This window comes from Mucilaginibacter flavus (assembly GCF_030409315.1).
GTDB classification, from domain to species: Bacteria; Bacteroidota; Bacteroidia; order Sphingobacteriales; family Sphingobacteriaceae; genus Mucilaginibacter; species Mucilaginibacter flavus.
This window is the reverse complement of record NZ_JAUFPS010000097.1, coordinates 177173-193983: the sequence shown is the minus strand read 5'-3', so window position 1 is coordinate 193983 and position 16811 is coordinate 177173. Positions and strand designations below refer to the sequence as shown.

Sequence of the window (16811 nt, the reverse complement as noted above, 5' to 3'; positions counted from 1 at the left end):
GAATTTCACGAATTGGATAAAATTGGTGATAATTGTATCAATTATGAATTATTTTGAATTTTACGGCATCACCGAGTCTTTTGATGTAGAAGCAGCTACCCTCAAAAAGAAATTCTACGAGTTAAGTAAACTCTACCATCCCGATTTTTACGCCGGTGAAGACGAGGCTAAACAACAAGAAATTTTAGAATTATCTACCCTTAATAACAAAGCTTACCAGGTTTTAACCGACCCCGCGCGCAGAATGGAGTACATCTTAAAGCTCCATGACCTGGTATCTGAGGGTGCAAAACCACAATTACCATCAGATTTTTTAATGGAAATGATGGATATTAACGAACGCCTGATGGAAGCCGAGGATGCCGGAGAACTTGGAAAAATATCGACAGAAGTACTTGCTTTTGAGAGCGATATAAACGACCAGCTACTAAAACTCACCCACGATTACACCCAACTTGATCATATCGCGCAGCAGCAGCGAAGGATAAAAATTGCAGATATTTACTATAAACAAAAATATCTGTTGCGAATTAAGGAGAGTTTAGATACATTTGCAGCCCGCCTGTAAGAGATCATTGATCAAAACAGCAGAGCATGCCCAGCTGGCGGAATTGGTAGACGCGCTGGTCTCAAACACCTGTGGGAAACCGTGCCGGTTCGACTCCGGCGCTGGGTACAAAGCCTTAGAGAAATCTAAGGCTTTGTTGTTTTATATTCAATTTGAATTTCTGCTCGCATCCGTTTCTTACACCTTATCAGCGCGATATTTATAGCGAATCAATCAGAATATTTGTGAGGAAATAAAAAAACGGACGGCCAGTTTTGTAGATTGCATTTAGGGGCATATAAACAAAAAAAGCGAACAACTTTCGTTATTCGCTTTTGTGCACCCAACTGTGCAGTTTTCGAACCATTTCATAGATGATTTAAAAAGGCTGGCTGCTTTGTCGTTTTAAGGTTGCCTTGAATCGAGCTCAGTCTCTGACCCCAAATTAACCAATTACATTTTATTTATTTTCTAATTATTTAGCCATAAACTACGTCCCATTACTTTAACCGAGTGGGATAACGAAGTCAAGAACAGGCGATCAATAACCAAACGAAACAGAACTGTTTTTTTATCTAAGTCGGAGATATTTTAACAGGGAAGGCTAATATGAAATTCACACATTTCAACACGATGAACAAGCAACAACTCTTTTAGTGTTTTCTTAAAAAAGATAACCTTTGTAGTTTATTCCAAGATTATCAAAATCCAATATAGCCACTTCCGGGCGGGTCATTTTTCTTAAAAACGGACGTTCCCCCGTTCGCTTTTGGTACGCCATCTATTTCGATTAGTTATTAATGCACTATTTGTCAGTATTTTATAAATTTGGAACGATGATTGACAATATTGCGTTGCTTGAGACTCTTTCCACTCCATATCAGCCCGTATGACATAACCTCTCTGGGAACCCTGTTCACTGGGCTGACACTTGCGTTGCTTTTAGGAATCTCTAAGAGGACCAGCCAAAAGGGTAACCTGTTTTTAAGTTTTGCCTTAGCAGTGGTCGTACTTAAGACTGGTGGGCTTACATACCTTTTTTTACCGGCCCTGGGTCCGCTGTTCTATATTTATACGAGGCAACTAACATTCCCTTACCTGCGGTTCAACCGGAAAGATATTCTACATTTTTGCCCCTTACTTGTCGGATTTTGGATGCCAACCTGGGTCATTTCAATTTCGGTCATCATCTATTTGTACCTGTCCCACCTGATGATACAGGATTTCTACAGCCGGTTACGCCCGGTGTTGATGGATAGACCGCGTTTAGCTTTTCGGGGGCTTGAGCACGCATTTGTACTGCTTGGCTTATGCTGCGTTTTTGCGCTGGTTAATGATATTTTTTGGTTTGCAGTTGCCTTCATTCTGATCGGGATTACCGTAGAAGCAATTATTAAACCGGATATTGGCAATCAGCTGACAATGCCAATAACTGACCGGTCGGATGCAAGGGAGAAAGGCCGGAGGCTAAAAGAAGCAGTAGCTGTAAACCGTCTTTACGGGGATGCTGAATTGACATTGGCCACATTGGCGGTGAAACTGATGATTCATCCGCATGATTTGTCCCGTATCATGAACATTGGACTGGAAAAAAACTTCAGCGATTTTATAAATGAATTCCGGGTTCGTGAAATTGCCCAAAAAATGCGGGACCCATCTTATGACAGGCTGACACTGCTGGGGATTGCCTACGAGTCGGGGTTTAATTCTCAAAGGACTTTCCATCGCGTTTTCAAAGAGATGACGGGTAAAACCCCTCTAGAATACAAAAATAGCCTGAGGAAAGAACTGCCAATTGATAAGTTGGCAGTTCTGCCGCGAATACAGCCAGTAATATTGCGTTCAGAAAGCCCATCACATTGGGCAACTGAAACATTAAAACGTAATATGATGATACGGAATTATTTTAAAACAGCCTGGCGCATCCTTTGGCGCAATAAGATGTACACTTCAATTAATATCCTCGGACTTTCATTGGGGATATGCGCCTGCATAGCCATTTACCTGATATCCAGTTACGAACTCAGTTTTGACACCTTCCATCCAGACAAGGATCGTATCTTCCGTGTAATGACCACCTCCCATTTTGCTGCGGGCGATCAGGATATAATGAGTAAAGTACCCTATTCCTCAGTCGCCGCCGCCCGCCGCGAACTTCCCGGCGTTGAAGCGATTTCCGCAGTGAGTATGTACTACGCCAAAATAGGGGTGCCTGATGGCAATAAGCCGGTCAAAAAGTTTGACAGTTCCATTGATGGAGCGTACTATCCGGGCACGATAGTGGCAGAGCCGCAATATTTCAAAATATTCAGTTACCGCTGGCTTGCCGGAAATGAGCATAACGCATTGAATCAGCCCTATAAAGTCGTGCTTGCCCTGAGCCGTGCGCAAAAATATTTCGGTAATGTTGATCCGGCAACCCTTCTTGGCCGGGAAATCATCTATGACGATTCGCTTCGTGTACAGATCTCGGGAATTGTTGAAGACTGGAAGAAAAACACAGATTTTGCCTTTACTGATTTTATTTCTTACAGCACTGTTCAAAATAGCTTCCTGAAAAAGGTTTTTGCAGATGATTGGAACCACATGTCTACACAGGCCTTTGTTAAATTGGCCCCGGGTACAAGCCAGGACAAGGTCAATGCCGGTTTTGCAGCTATCGTTAAAGCCTATGCCCCGAAAAATCCGGATGTCAAACTAAACCTGTGGCTGGAAGCCATTAACAAAGTGCACTTTGATGCAAATGTTGTCGAAAACCCGATCCGTACCGCTGACCTCCCTATTGTTTATGGAATGATTGGTGCCGCCGTATTCATCCTACTGCTGGCCCTGATCAATTTCGTCAACCTGGCTACCGCCCAATCCATCCAGCGCACCCGGGAAATGGGGGTTAGGAAAATCATGGGCAGCAGCAAGACAGGTATCATGCTGCAATTCCTGATAGAAACATTCCTGGTCACTTTCTTCGCCCTGATCATTGCCCTGCTATCGGTCAACCCGGTACTTTCCGCATTTAAAGCGTTTATTCCCCAGGGGGTCGCCTTCAAGTTGCTGGAATCCAATACCCTGCTTTTCATATTGTCAATAACGCTGGTCACTTGCTTGTTTGCGGGGCTATACCCGGCAAGAACCTTGTCAGCGAACGCCCCGGCTTTGAGCCTGAGAGGTACCGCAACACCCGGTAGCGGACACTCGTGGCTGAGAGAGGGACTAATTGTTTTCCAGTTCACACTGTCACTGGTTTTTATCATTGGCAGCTTGGTCGTCCATCAGCAGTTAAGTTATACCCAAGGTAAGGCCATGGGCTTCAATACCGATGCCATCGTCATCCTGCCAACCAGCCGTAAGGCTCCGGCAAAACAATTGAATATACTGGCCCAGCAGTTGAGACAAATCCCGGGCGTCAGCATGGTAGCCAGTGAGCAGTATACGCCTATGGACGGCAGAGATGGTAACATTGCACTTAAATTGGATGGGATAAACGGAATTGAAACCCGGATACCTGAATTATCAAGTGACCCGCATTATTTGTCGCTGTACGGCATGAAGCTGCTTGCCGGACGAAACCTTTTACCCGCGGACAGTCTAAAGGAGTATGTCATTAATGAAACTTTTTTGCACCTGCTAGGGCTCCATGAACCACGGGAAGCTATCGGAAAAATGCTGCTTTATCAAAACAAACCTTATCCTATTGTGGGCGTAGTTGCTGATTTTCATGAAAAGTCCTTTCACGAAACCATCAAACCTGTCTGTATTGTGAATATTCCAAGTATGCAGCAGGATATTGCCATTAAGCTGGCGGTCAGTGGAAAACATTCTGCTGCGCTGAAGGTAATCCTGGCACAGGTCGAAAAATCATGGAAAGCTATGTATCCGGGAGAAGTATTTGACCTTCGGTTTTTTGATGAATCGATAGAACTTTTGTATGAAAAGGATTACCGGACGGCAAAACTGATTAATGCAGCGACATTGATGGTTATCTTTATTTCCTGTATTGGCTTATTTGGACTGACCATATTCACCACCAAAAGAAGAACGGCAGAGATAGGCATAAGAAAAGTGCTTGGGGCAAGCGTAACCAATATTACCATGATGCTCTCCAAAGATTTCGTTGTGCTGGTGCTGATTGCATTGGTATTAGCATCTCCTTTCGCCTGGTATTTGCTGGACCGTTGGCTGCAAAATTTTGTTTACCGCATTACGATAAGCTGGTGGATGTTTGCCTTATCAGGCATGGTGGCAATTGCTATTGCCCTAATGACCATTAGCTTTCAGTCGATTAAGGCCGCAATGATGAACCCGGTTAAGAGTTTGAGGAATGAATGAACTGTTGTAAATAAATAGAGATAGAACTTTAAGATTTCAGCCGCTGGGAATGTAACACCAATGGTCAAAAAGTGATATTTATCTTGGTTCGAATTTTTACCATAAATTTCTCAAATTCGAGTTATTTACAGTTTTACCCATTAAAAGAATTATTAATGGTTTTAAAAAATTTAATTGAACACGGCCTGATAAAATTCGTAATCTTTGTTAATATAGTTCATGGTTAATTTATGATTAATAGTAAGTATAATATTTGCCATAAAGAGCTGTAAAGAAATATTTAGGCGATTTGTAAATTGCTTAAAAGGTCTAATTGCTCCGTTAAATGGTTCGAATTATACCCAATCGGGGGAGAAATATGTCACATTGAGATGATTACTCCTGGCTGTCCCCAGACTTCACGTAATTTGAACCATTTAATAGTGCAATTGAATGTTTTAAAGGTTGCTTAAATGGGATTCGATTCCTCTACCGGCTAAATGGCACGATATCTAAATCTATAAATAAGTCTCATTGGGAATCAAAAATTGTCCATAACTCGTTGGCATAATATGCCTTCTTTGAGCAGTGTTTACTACTATGCTACTTCACATTTTTTTAGCCGTAAAACATACTCTAAGACATTAAAAATAATGATACTTGCTTTTTAATTATCATGGAGGCCAATATTTTATTAACGAGGTTAATTTCAATATTTAAAGTATTTTTAATTTTAATTACTATTATAAATAATGAGGAAATTTGTATTACTCCTTTTAGGGCTAACACCTTTTTTGGCGTTTAGTCAATTGCAACCGCATGACATAGTGAAAAAATTACAATTTAAGGTAAAAACAAGTAATGATATCCTTTCAGGAACTTCTAATGACGTTTGGTTTGACATTGGGCCTAAAGCATGGAAATACACTAAAGGATTTAGTAAAGGAGAGACGGTTACAATTGCTTTCGATCCTAATAATATAGATGAAAATGTTTCGCTTGTTAAAGAAAACATTCCTTTATATGTAGAAGACATAACACAATTAAGGATAGAAAAAAAGGGAATTTCGGCACCTTTTAAAAAAGAAATTGGAGGAATTACAAATGCACCAGATGACGTTTCTGGAATGATTATAAATCAACTTTTAGGCCCAATTGATTTGGTGTCAGATTATCAAAAAAAAGTAGAAACTGCTAAAAATCTGTTGAATCAAAAACAAGATTTAATACAAGTTCAGCAAGAATTAATAGATAAACAAACCAAAAAAATTATTGACGAAGACAAAATAATTTTAAACTCGACATCACAGATCACCAAAATTTCTACAGATATAAAGTTTTTAAAAAATCGAATCATCGATTTAAACAATGATCTAATTGCAAATCCTGAAAAATATAAACCACAATTAATTCGTCGAGTGGAAAACATCATGGGTGTAAGTTTTAAATGGGGAGTTCCTCACCCCGCGATTATTGACCGAATAGTTCACATAGACTCTAAGCCTAGTGCGGCTTTAACCTACTTGACTAATTTGACCAAGCAAGAAAATAATCTACAAGCTGATTTGCAGGCGGCTGGGATTCAAAGGTCGGCTGCATTGCAAGCAAAAACATTGGCAGAATCCCTTCGATTTGCCACTTTAATTCAAAAAAAGCAATCAGATTTAGAATATGTAAGTTCACGAATTGCCTTAGAAAACGCGTCTAACAATCTTACGCAATTAAACGATTTTATAAAAAATAATTTACCACACCTTCCATTTGATGAAATTCCAAGAATTAACCAATGGAAGCCAGAAGAGATAACAATAATTGTCAATGGCATTGAACTTAAGAGTTTTCATATAGATAAGAGGTTAAAACAGGGCCACCCTTCATGGATATGTTATGTGCATAATATCAGCAATGAAGATAAATTCGTTAATGGTTTAAGGGTAAACAAGCCAGATTCAAGTACTTCTGATGATGAAGAAATTTCGAGAGTTACCACTCCATTATTCAAAGACCAAAATGTTTCGGGTTGGGAACCAGGGCCTGTTAACAATGCTGAAGTTGTTGGAGTTTTAGTGAACAAACCAAGTCATGGAGGCGATGGGTATGTAAGCTTCGATCTAAAATTAGAAAAAGTTACAGTGAACGGTTTGGTGTATAATTTAGATGGTAAACATAACATAAATCATTTGCGATACATTCGTATTGAGCATATAGTACGTCAATCCAACAATAAAAATGACGATAGATTCGAACATTGGAAAATTGGCAAAAAGTTAAAAGTGAAAGGCCATGTAAAACGAGACACTGACCGAATTACTTTTTTTGAAATCCACACAGAGTCCAAACATGATATACAAGCTTTTAATGGAGTTTGGTATAATTAAAGCATTCTCATATTTTTATAATGAATAGTTAATAAAAAAAAAATCGGAATTGAATTATTCCCAATAGTTCGAGGTTTTCAATTTCGAACTACCTATACTGTATATCGCATCTGCTGCAAAACAAAAAGCACCCTACTTTTGAAATGCAGCTTGGCAGCCCGTAGGGGAACGTTTTCGAGCCCCTTTTTAGAGGACTTGCGGCTACTTGCTGCGTCTTAATTTGAGGTAAGTTTCTCTTTTTCAACAATATGATTTGGTTGGAGTGACATAATAAGGTTTGTCTCTACTTAACATAATATTAAAAAATCAGGGTGCCAACGTTTTGGAAAACTGCAGTATAGAAACTTCTTTTCTTTTAAAAGAAAAGAAGCAAAAGGAAGTTTGATTTTCCGGAGGAAACCTTTAATAACCTGGAGCTTGGCCTGCTGGGTTCGGGGGAGGACCGGGAATTGTAGGGAATAATGAACGGGAAGATCACCTGTTTTTTGAGTTGAACGGTAAATATTACCTACTGGACTGGAAGTCGAACTTTTTAGGTTAAGATGTAGCGGCTTATATGCCTGAACGCTTAATGAGGGCCATGGATCATCAACATTATTATTTACAGTATTTGCTGTACGCGGTGGCGTTAAAAAAATACCTGGCTTTGCGTTTGACTGGGTTTGATTATGACCGGCATTGTGGTGGTGTAATTTATCTATTTTTGAGAGGTGTGCGGAGTGGCGAAACCACCGGGGTCTTTACGCACCGCCCTTCAATTACCGAAATAGATGAGGTGGAAAATATTTTCAGGCAAAATCATACGGCGATAGGTTAATGAGCAGTTCAGTTTGTATTTTGTTGATCTCCTCGTCATTAAATTCATTTAGCAAAAATTCAATCAGCTCTTCCTGTCTAGGCTGCCCAAGCGATAGGCGGTAGAGGGAGATCGTTTTAAGCAGGTTACGTAGCTTGGCGACCTCCTTGCTGTAAGGTATCACGGGCGCATGGCGCTCAATATAAATACCCTCGGGTTCCACATGCCAGAAGGGCACGAGATCTGATTTTTTACCTTTCTCACAGGCAGCGGCTAATTCGAATAACTGCGGCCAGAAATCGGCAATGGAGGTTGTATTGAGCGCATTCCGGTACTTGACAGCGATATTTTGGCGGATCGCCAGGTTTTTGAACCGGTTGATGCGCCCTTCCCGCTGTTCAAAATCCACGGGATTTGCGGGCAGATTCCAATGCATGATCTTCCGGCAATACAGGTGAAAGTCCAAACCTTCCTGCCCTACGGATGTAGTGGCCAATACAAAGGGCCGGAAAGGTGAATTAAAGGCGTTTCTCACCGCATCAGCACGCATAACTTCCTGCTCACGGTCGAAGGACTGGTTGAGGGCGACAGCAAAATGACAGCGGAAATGCTTTGGGCTTTCGTTAGTCATAAAACTTTCATAGGTATGTCCCGTAACGTTTACGGTTCGTAATCCCAGGTTCTCACTGATCAGCGTGATGAGCTTGCCTACTTTTTCTGCCATCGAATAATCCCATAAACCAAAGTGGTCTTTAAGCGCGTCGGTATATTCATCCAGCATGGCCTGGAAATTACCAGCGATGTTGTATTGTACCAAGTTTTGCCAATAGGCGCCATCAAAACCTTGCTGGTCTACCACAGCGGTGTGCTCGGGCGAGTTATAAAATTTCCGAAAAGCGTCAGCGATTTGATAACCGCCGTAAAACGGCAGATAAGAGAGTGACTCGTCCGGGCCGCAATAGGCATTTATTAGCCGGAAGCTGCAAATGGCGGGGGATCCCAGGGCCAGCTTTGCCAGCTGAATATGCACGTCAAACGACGGTGCACCCAGCTTAAGTTCTACCAGTACTTCCGCAGGATTGTCGCTGAATAAAATGTCTTCAAAAACCTTTTTATAATATTCTGTCGCTGCGCTACTATCATCCTTGTCGTGGCGAAAACTAGCCCACTCATAGTGGGAATGTTGGGATTCGATCCGTTTCAGCTGGCGCTTATGGTCTTTTCTGTCCAATAATAGCATGTAGATCAAGGGCCAGCGTTCATCATTTTTCCTGCCTTCCCCCGAAATATAGGGTGCAATGTCGACGGCTGAAATTTGTTCAGCGATCTCAGCGGCTATTTCCTGCAGAAGCTGCTGCTGGTCTCTTAGATCGGCACTGGGTTGCCAGCAATGGCTCAAGGTCATGCACGGATACATGATCGCGTAAGCCGGCAGCGTTCGAAACCCTTTATTATCATTGACAACCCGCAGTCGGGACCTGGCCCTTTCCGCTTGCCCGAAATAGCTTCTTTTTTCTTTGCTTTCGTTTTCCTCGTTCAATCTTTCACATTCATAAGAGGTGAGGGCGGCGATCATTTTAGGCACCATAAGCCAGGAGGAGAAAACCAGTAATTTTGAATAGGTGCTTTGCCGCGCGAAAGGCGCTCCAAAACTGTAATAAGGCAGGGAAGGTGGTATCCATAACAAATCAGCACCGCCGTTGTAAAGGGTTTCCCGGCATAAATAGGCCAGCTTCGCGTTAGGCGATCCGATGGGCTCGAACTGGTCGAGGCGTTCGGCGGGAAGAAAACAGGTTTCATGATGTGCCAGTACCTGGCTGATGCCGATATTACCGTTATCAATTTCGCGCCGCGTTAATTTTTGAAGTTGATAGCCTTCCATAAATGAAAGAGGAAAGGGGCAGGACTTACAATATTCGACCGGGCTGTTTACATTTTTAAGCGTTTTCGCGAGGCTGTCCAGCGCGATGAAATTGGTTATATCTGCCGTTGACACAGCCAGTGTGTTGGGTACTATCGCTTTCAACAACGTATTATGATCGTCTGAGACCGTTACGCGTTCGGTCCTGGCGATAACTTTTCGCAATAGGGCTTCGACAGCTGACTTTTCTTGTCGCAATAATTTCCAGTCCCGGTCCCCGATTTTCAGCAGGGCTTTGGAATAACGAGTCCAGGCGCTGTCAAAAGCCTGGGCTTTTTCCGTGTCGTTCAACAGAAAATTCACGACGAATTTAAACTCTTCGAAATGATCCTCATTGTTTTCTTCTTCGCTTTGCAGCGTGTACATTTTATATGGGGTCGCAGAAAGCAGCAGGATGTTTATTCGGGGATCGTTAAAAAGCGGGTCGGTAATGATGCGGACTTCGCTGTTCTCGTCAAGGCTGATCAACGTTTTGAAGCGCTGAAACTCATCCATAATGATCAAATCAGGCCTTAAATAACCAACGCAGATCGCCGCTAAATGCCGTCTTAAACGCCCGATCAGGCTTCGCAATTGCTTGGTGTCCGCTTTTTTTGCCGGTAAGGATAAGATACGTTCCAGATCACCATAAAGGCTGTTTTCATCGGTCAGGGCCGCATTGAAATGCTCGAGGATCTCTTTACGGACCTGGTTGCCGAGGTAGTTTGCCCCACTGACCCAGCTAGCCCAGGTATCATCGTTGACATCCAGCTGTAAAATCGCCGAAAGTTTTTGATACCGGCGTTTAAAGACCGGGTGCTTTCTAAGTATTTCGTACAGGATTGCCCTTTCTTTGACAATTCCACCGCCTGTGGATACTTTAAACGAAGTATTGGGGGAAAGTGCCGTGAGCTGCAGGAAAGTGTTCCGGTGCTTTCCGGGGTCGAAAACGGCAAGGTCGTTAATTCGGTTGAAGCGGCCATAATCTTCCTGGTTGCTTTTTTCGATATTCAAACGGTCCAGGTTTTGGCTGGCGATGCTTTGGTTGGAACAAATGTAGATCACATTCAGGTGTTGTTTGCCTCGCGCTTTCCAGTGGTCATAAAACCGCTGAATAATGCCTCTTGCCACTAAAGTTTTTCCCAAGCCAACTTCATCGGCGACCAAAAAACGGTTACAGGGCGAAAATTCATCTATAAAACGTTCAAACACATAATCAACGGTGGCCCGCTGAAAGTCTTTTAGCTGATCGGTGTAGTGATGGCTTTTCATTTGACTGTTGACAGGGTGTTTTCAAAAATATCCCAAAGAACTTTAAAGTTGGCTGGTATGATCGATACGGCATCGGTGTCCTCGGAAGCGATTTTCTCCATGACCTGCCGGATCTCCAATAACTTTTGAGGTTCCCTCGAAATGGCTTTGAGCATATTTTCATAAATAGGCTCTTCCTGAAGATTAAATTGTCCTGATCCAAAGCCAAACTGGGTTGCCGTATTAGTTGAGCCCGAATCCTGTTCCTCCCATAAGTTTTCAGCTAACAGGAAGCGGAGATATTTAAAAAACAGGTGTGAGTTTGATATAATGTCACTGAATATCCGGTTTCCCCGGCTTTCCGGCAAACCTGAAATAATAATCTTTATGGCAAATTCACTTTCCGCATGAGATTTGTTGTCCTGGAGCCTGATGATCAGGAAACTGCTGAGGTCTAGCTCGGCGAGATGTCTTACTTCCCATTCATTGATTTCGCCAAAAAGTAAGGAGCGCTCATGGTTTTCTGCATTGAGCAGGTAACAGCTTGCTTTGATCTGTTGGTCGCAGGTGATCTGTGAGAGGTCCATTCTCAGGTTGATGCAGTAAGTCCCTTCTTCATGCCGGGCAGCGTTTGCTTCGATAAGAATATTGGCAAATTCCACCCGAAGGTCCTGAAGCAATTGCTGCCGGTTACATAATTCTTCTTCTTCTATGGTAATTTCATCGTTTGGTGCGTACTTAAAAAACCAGCCGGTATTGAGCAGTTCGTCGCAAAAGACTTTCGGCCCGATCCTTGAATCCCTGCCCTTGAGACGCACCATGAATTCCACATTCCTGGTGAGCGCTCTGTGGCTGCAGTTGGCCGAACCCAGGTAAAGTGTCGCGTTCCAGCCGGACTTTCCGCAATAGATTTTTGCATGAAGGTCTTGGTGTTGCTGATCCTCGTTTTCATTGGTATCTGACTCCATGTTTTCTTCCGCTTCAACGAAGGCGTGGTCAAGGTGGTAAATATCCAATCGCTCTTTAATATGGTCTTTTAATTTCCTGATCTCAAACAAGCGGGTGAACAGGGTGGGTTTGCCCTTGCAATGACCGAGCAGATAGGTAAGCCCTGTTTTGCTGACGAATGGACTGACAACTGCAAGCTGGTCATAGCGTTCCGACAAAAAGCCCTCCCCGCTGTATTTAGGTATGCCCATCGGTAGAAAATCAAATTCATCGATGCCTTGCCCGTCAAGCGTAAACTGTACTTTTCCGAGATCTGCTAAAAACTGGGCGGACCAGTCCTCTGGCGACATGTTAACCAGGTATTTCGCAAAATCGACCAGTGGGCGATTACGGCCATAACTATTTTTCCTCTCCGGCTGAACCTCGCCTTCCACTTGAAATACAACATCCCAACTACGGTCAAAGGTCAGGTTCCGGCTCATGACAATGATCCTGTAACGGATGGCGTTCTCGCCTTTAAACCGTATTATCCATACTTTTGGATGAAAAGACCGTTCCGGCTTCGGCGGAACCTGCACGAGGCATTTCTCAATAAAATGATAAAGCCGGTGTTGGTTTTGCGGCACTTTAATCTGCCCTTTTTGGCAATATATTTTGATCGACTCGCTGGTTCGCCGGATGGCTTCCAGGATCTCTACGATATGTTCCGTTACGTTGAATTCCAGGGTGGTGGAGAAGCAAAGCGCTATCGGTATGGAGATCAGCGCGTCAAGATCGAGCGAATAGCAGGTGGCTATCGCTTTATCCACCTGAAACCCGATGGGTGGCGACAATAAAAGGCCAAGATCTAACCTGTCTTTATCCGGCTGCAGCATATTTCTTCATTCCCGTGTTGATGTCTGTTAAAAATGTCCTGGCTATTGGCCAGCGATAGTTGAGGTATTGAACTTGCCCATCGCTGAGACGCATACCGGTAAGTGTATCTTGTTTTTGCGCAACGGCCAGGTTGCTAAGTCGCGCCCTGTTCGGGCCTTTAAGTTTATTTTCGCGTTTTTTTATCAGGTCATCGGCTAACCCTTCAGAAAATGCTGCCGCACTGGCAAGTGCAATCCAATCTTCGACAAATTTCCGGGTCGACTGGCGGATGCCCGGACAGCGCAGCCATAGGTGCTTGGTATTCCAGGTATGCCATGGGAAGTCCGTCATTTGTTGTAGGTAAACCTGCCACTGGGTTTCGAGTTGATCCGCTTTCTCGCTTTCCCTTTTTAGTTGTATCAGGTAATTGTACCTGAGCACTGCTCCTTGCATGATGCTGTTAAAATCTGAAGCCAGTTTTATCAAAGTTTTTAATTGGTCAGGTAAACCTTCAATAACTAAGAAATCATCGATCGCTGAAAAGCTTGCTGCTTCCAAGGGGCAATGTTTTAGCGCAAAGGCCCATAAAGTTTTGTCATTGCTGCTGATTATTTTTTCATTCAGGTATTTTGCCTCCTCGTATTCGAGTTCAATCTTTAGGTTGGTTCGCCAATCCAGCGGAGGGGCTGGCAGCTGGCTCCATAAATTGTCGTGCTCGATATAGATCGCGTCCCGGTCGTCCAACGGTTTCTTGTTTTCATCAAGGATCAGCTCCTTTTTTAATCGCTTTCTTTTAGCTGCCAGATAAAGCGAATAGTTTTTATACTCCCTGATGGAGCCGCTGAACCTGAGTATATTGTAGCGTTTCAAACCGGTCCAGTAGATGGAGGAAGGTTTTCTTTTGGGGTTTGCGTTCACTAATGTAGCGCCAATTACACCGGAATTGCCGGAGTTGTTGCGCAGTATTTTTGTGAAATGAATTTCTTCGCGTTGTAAGTCCTCGAAGAATCGGGCAGCCGTGCCACTTTTTTCGATGTCACGGATAATCCAGGGAATGAGCAGGAAGTACTTCGCTTTGGTCTGGATAGTTGATGTCCCTGGAAAAAACAGGTCGCTTAGGGTATCCCTTATCGTGCCCAAACCCAGCTCATCGATCACTCCCGTTTCTTTGAACATATCCATTACTTGCATCACTTTGTCGTGGTGCAACGGGGAATAATCAAGCCAGCCGATATGGTTCATGCGGTTAAATTTAGAAAAGTTTCGAGCTGACTACTGGTATTGGCAGATGTTTTTTGGGTGAAATGTTTGATTGTGCCAATCAGCGTGGTAGTTTGATTATTCTCAGAAAAATATAAAGAGTTTTGGCGGTATCTGGCCAAGTCGTTAACCTGAAAGTCACGGGTATTATTAGAAACCGTTGATAGTGAAGTAATAATAGATTGCCCATGTTTGTGCTTAAGCACATGAAAGCCCAAGGTGTGACGTGAACCCTTGGGCATATAAATGGGTTCTCTCAGCTTAAAGAAATACATGCCAAAGTTTTGACCAATTAATACATAATTTACACTGTCTTACTATCTAAGTTCGATAACAATGACCAGCTTATCCTTTTAAATCTTTGTTCTAATGCGCCCAAAATAGACTTTCCAAATTATCCTAAACACCACGTATAAAATTGAACAATTATTTTTTTATAATGTTACCAATTTTTGGCGTGATCTGAATTGTGAACTTTCTGTTTTCAGCTTCATTCAACTCTCTAGATTTTCCAAAGTATCCACTTCCAGTGATTAGAATCTCACAGTTTTTAAATGATTTAAAGTTCAATCCGTTTTGTTGCCAAAGGTTCACTAAGGATAGAGATCTATTATAACTCAATACGTACCCAACGTCAGGCATTGTTATGAAATTCCCTTGGGTACGCTGCGTATTGCCTTCTACAATGACAAGATAATTAACGTTTGGGTTTTCTTTAGTAAGTTTTGTCATCAAATCAAAGATATTCTTCCCCGCTAAAAGAAGATCATTCTGGAGTGCTGTAGGAATATCATGTATATTTGAACTATTGCCTTTGAAATTTACGTCAACCTTTAATTTGTATCTTTTATTTCTTGTATCGAAGACAAAATATCTTTTGTCTAAATTTTTTAAAGCTTCCTGAATTTTATGAATTTCATCTAGCTCAATCTTGGCAGCTGTAAGTTCTCCAATCATTTTTGCTTGCATTGTATACACAAGTACAAAAAGTACAAGCATGACGAAAAACAAGCTAGTCATCAGGTCTGAATAGCTTAGCCAAAAAAAGTCCCTTTTCTTTTCGTTAGATTTGCTCATTCAGATTCTCCAGTCTATTATTTGACTTATTCATATTGATCTTTAGATCTTTTATTGCGTCTATTAGAGCAACGTTGGTCTCTATAGACTGTTTCTGTGCGTTACGGAAATCGTTACTCATGTCTGCGATATGGTTTACTAGAAGACTAAATTCTTCTTTTTGAATTTTAGAGTTTTCGACAAAAACCTGGACGGCGTTTTGAATTTCGTCAAGTCCGGAAAAGAAATTATTGTTGCTGCCAACAAATGCTTGTATTTGTTCTGTTGAAATCTTGAAATAACTATTGAGCTCCCTATAGATCACACTTATATCTTCGTTAAGCTCATCAACTTGCGATCTCCATATTTCACGATGATCATTTATTGTGGGAAAATGTTTTTCAAGCGAATCCTTAAATTGCTTTTGTAGCTCGACATTTGCCACGGATTGTCCGGAAAGAATTTTTAGATTGCTGTTAAAATCTTTAAATTGTCCTATTATTTCATTCATTTCGCCAGCAACTGTTTCGGTCTTATCAATGTAACCGTTTAATCCTTTCTGATATTCTTGAAATCTATCTAGATGCTCTGCTGAGTCTTTAAGGTCCACAAATACTTCGGCTATTTTGGTTGCTGTTTTGGTCAGACTTAGTTTATTTATTTCTTCAAGTACTGTCTGTTGCTTCTTTAAGTTCTCATTAAGTAGTTGCCCGGAATCTTTATAGTCACCCATGTTTTCACCAAATTTTTTGATGAAATGATTTAGAACATCTTTAAAGCTTCCTAGCGACTTGGATACTCCAATATTTAGAAATGGTAATAGTTCTCGTTGAAGGAAGTCGTAATAATGGTTTCTGTCCGTATCGTTGCGGTAAGCGGCTGGTTTGTAAATCAATGCTGAATTAACTACTGTAAACGCAAGCCCCACTAAGCTGGCAACCATTGCTGCAATAACACCGTTAAGCAGGTGACTTATGCTATCTGAGGAGATTGTCGTAGTCGTCCCTGCTGTAGTAGCAGTAAAATCAATTCCAGAGAGGCCAATTATAATCCCAATAAACGTTCCGGCTAATCCGATATACAATGGCACATTTATTAGGTTTCCTATTTCGTTATCAACTTTTTCCACATGTCTTTCACAAGTATCTTTCAGGATTCCAAAGTCGGCTGAAGCACCTTTGTTTTTGCATAAATAAGCATTGGTAGATTTTATAACCTCAGAAAAGTCGATGTGCGTTTTATGTGTGTCTACTGGAATGACCAAAAGTTCTACAGGTTCAGCATCGGGTTCGTTTCCTACTAATAAATGAGTGTCAGATAATGAGTCAAGGTATAATTCAAATTGCTCTGGATCAGCCATCACATCTTTCGTTATAAAAAATGATTTAATTTCTATGTCTTTAAACGAGCTTGGAAAAAACGTCTTATACGCACGAATCTTTTTCATGACGTGCGCAAAAACAAAAATTTGCAAGGCAATCAGGGCGATAATAAATATAATTTCGAATGTCATTT

The 16811-nt window shown here is 41.9% G+C and carries 9 protein-coding genes and 1 tRNA gene; 5 read left to right on the top strand and 5 right to left on the bottom strand.

What is annotated here, in order from left to right; genetic code table 11:
- The first annotated feature begins 43 nt into the window (after window positions 1-43).
- From hscB to QWZ17_RS29500, 5 genes are all read left to right on the top strand, one after another.
- Window positions 44-568 (top strand): Fe-S protein assembly co-chaperone HscB, encoded by a 525-nt coding sequence (hscB, locus tag QWZ17_RS29520; RefSeq protein ID WP_290308959.1) that lies wholly within the window; start codon window positions 44-46, stop codon window positions 566-568.
- A gap of 28 nt (window positions 569-596) precedes the next feature.
- Window positions 597-676 (top strand) — tRNA-Leu (locus QWZ17_RS29515).
- Window positions 677-1759: 1083 nt separating this feature from the next.
- Window positions 1760-4873: an ABC transporter permease gene (locus QWZ17_RS29510; protein WP_290308958.1), complete on the top strand. Its 3114-nt coding sequence runs from the start codon at window positions 1760-1762 to the stop codon at window positions 4871-4873.
- 731 nt (window positions 4874-5604) lie between these two features.
- Window positions 5605-7230, top strand: a complete 1626-nt coding sequence (locus QWZ17_RS29505) for a hypothetical protein (RefSeq protein ID WP_290308957.1) — start codon at window positions 5605-5607, stop codon at window positions 7228-7230.
- Window positions 7231-7810: 580 nt separating this feature from the next.
- A complete protein-coding gene (locus QWZ17_RS29500; protein WP_290308956.1) occupies window positions 7811-8047 on the top strand; it encodes a PDDEXK family nuclease in 237 nt (78 codons plus the stop codon).
- Here the strand turns inward: QWZ17_RS29500 and QWZ17_RS29495 are convergent.
- From QWZ17_RS29495 to QWZ17_RS29475, 5 genes are all read right to left on the bottom strand, one after another.
- On the bottom strand, window positions 8019-11198 hold the full coding sequence (locus QWZ17_RS29495; RefSeq protein WP_290308955.1) for a DEAD/DEAH box-containing ATP-dependent helicase: 3180 nt from the start codon (window positions 11196-11198) through the stop codon (window positions 8019-8021). The two genes, QWZ17_RS29500 and QWZ17_RS29495, sit on opposite strands and share 29 nt — an antisense overlap.
- Entirely contained in the window at window positions 11195-13000 is a 1806-nt protein-coding gene (locus QWZ17_RS29490) for a phospholipase D family protein (protein ID WP_290308954.1), read from the bottom strand. Before QWZ17_RS29490 ends, QWZ17_RS29495 begins: the two co-directional genes overlap by 4 nt.
- A complete protein-coding gene (locus QWZ17_RS29485; RefSeq protein WP_290308953.1) occupies window positions 12984-14222 on the bottom strand; it encodes a DUF6361 family protein in 1239 nt (412 codons plus the stop codon). The genes QWZ17_RS29490 and QWZ17_RS29485 overlap by 17 nt, the downstream gene beginning before the upstream one ends.
- A gap of 444 nt (window positions 14223-14666) precedes the next feature.
- Complete coding sequence (locus QWZ17_RS29480) at window positions 14667-15317, bottom strand: hypothetical protein (RefSeq protein WP_290308952.1); 651 nt, start codon at window positions 15315-15317, stop codon at window positions 14667-14669.
- On the bottom strand, window positions 15304-16809 hold the full coding sequence (locus tag QWZ17_RS29475) for a hypothetical protein (protein WP_290308951.1): 1506 nt from the start codon (window positions 16807-16809) through the stop codon (window positions 15304-15306). The genes QWZ17_RS29480 and QWZ17_RS29475 overlap by 14 nt, the downstream gene beginning before the upstream one ends.
- Between the last annotated feature and the right edge of the window lie 2 nt (window positions 16810-16811).

What these genes read in the sequence shown, in the direction of transcription:
- QWZ17_RS29495 (WP_290308955.1), bottom strand. Translation starts at nt 11,198, where the DNA reads ATGAAAAGCCATCACTACACCGATCAGCTAAAAGACTTTCAGCGGGCC.
- QWZ17_RS29505 (WP_290308957.1), top strand. Translation starts at nt 5,605, where the DNA reads ATGAGGAAATTTGTATTACTCCTTTTAGGGCTAACACCTTTTTTGGCG.
- QWZ17_RS29500 (WP_290308956.1), top strand. Translation starts at nt 7,811, where the DNA reads ATGGATCATCAACATTATTATTTACAGTATTTGCTGTACGCGGTGGCG.
- hscB (WP_290308959.1), top strand. Translation starts at nt 44, where the DNA reads ATGAATTATTTTGAATTTTACGGCATCACCGAGTCTTTTGATGTAGAA.
- QWZ17_RS29490 (WP_290308954.1), bottom strand. Translation starts at nt 13,000, where the DNA reads ATGCTGCAGCCGGATAAAGACAGGTTAGATCTTGGCCTTTTATTGTCG.
- QWZ17_RS29475 (WP_290308951.1), bottom strand. Translation starts at nt 16,809, where the DNA reads ATGACATTCGAAATTATATTTATTATCGCCCTGATTGCCTTGCAAATT.
- QWZ17_RS29480 (WP_290308952.1), bottom strand. Translation starts at nt 15,317, where the DNA reads ATGAGCAAATCTAACGAAAAGAAAAGGGACTTTTTTTGGCTAAGCTAT.
- QWZ17_RS29485 (WP_290308953.1), bottom strand. Translation starts at nt 14,222, where the DNA reads ATGAACCATATCGGCTGGCTTGATTATTCCCCGTTGCACCACGACAAA.
- QWZ17_RS29510 (WP_290308958.1), top strand. Translation starts at nt 1,760, where the DNA reads ATGATACAGGATTTCTACAGCCGGTTACGCCCGGTGTTGATGGATAGA.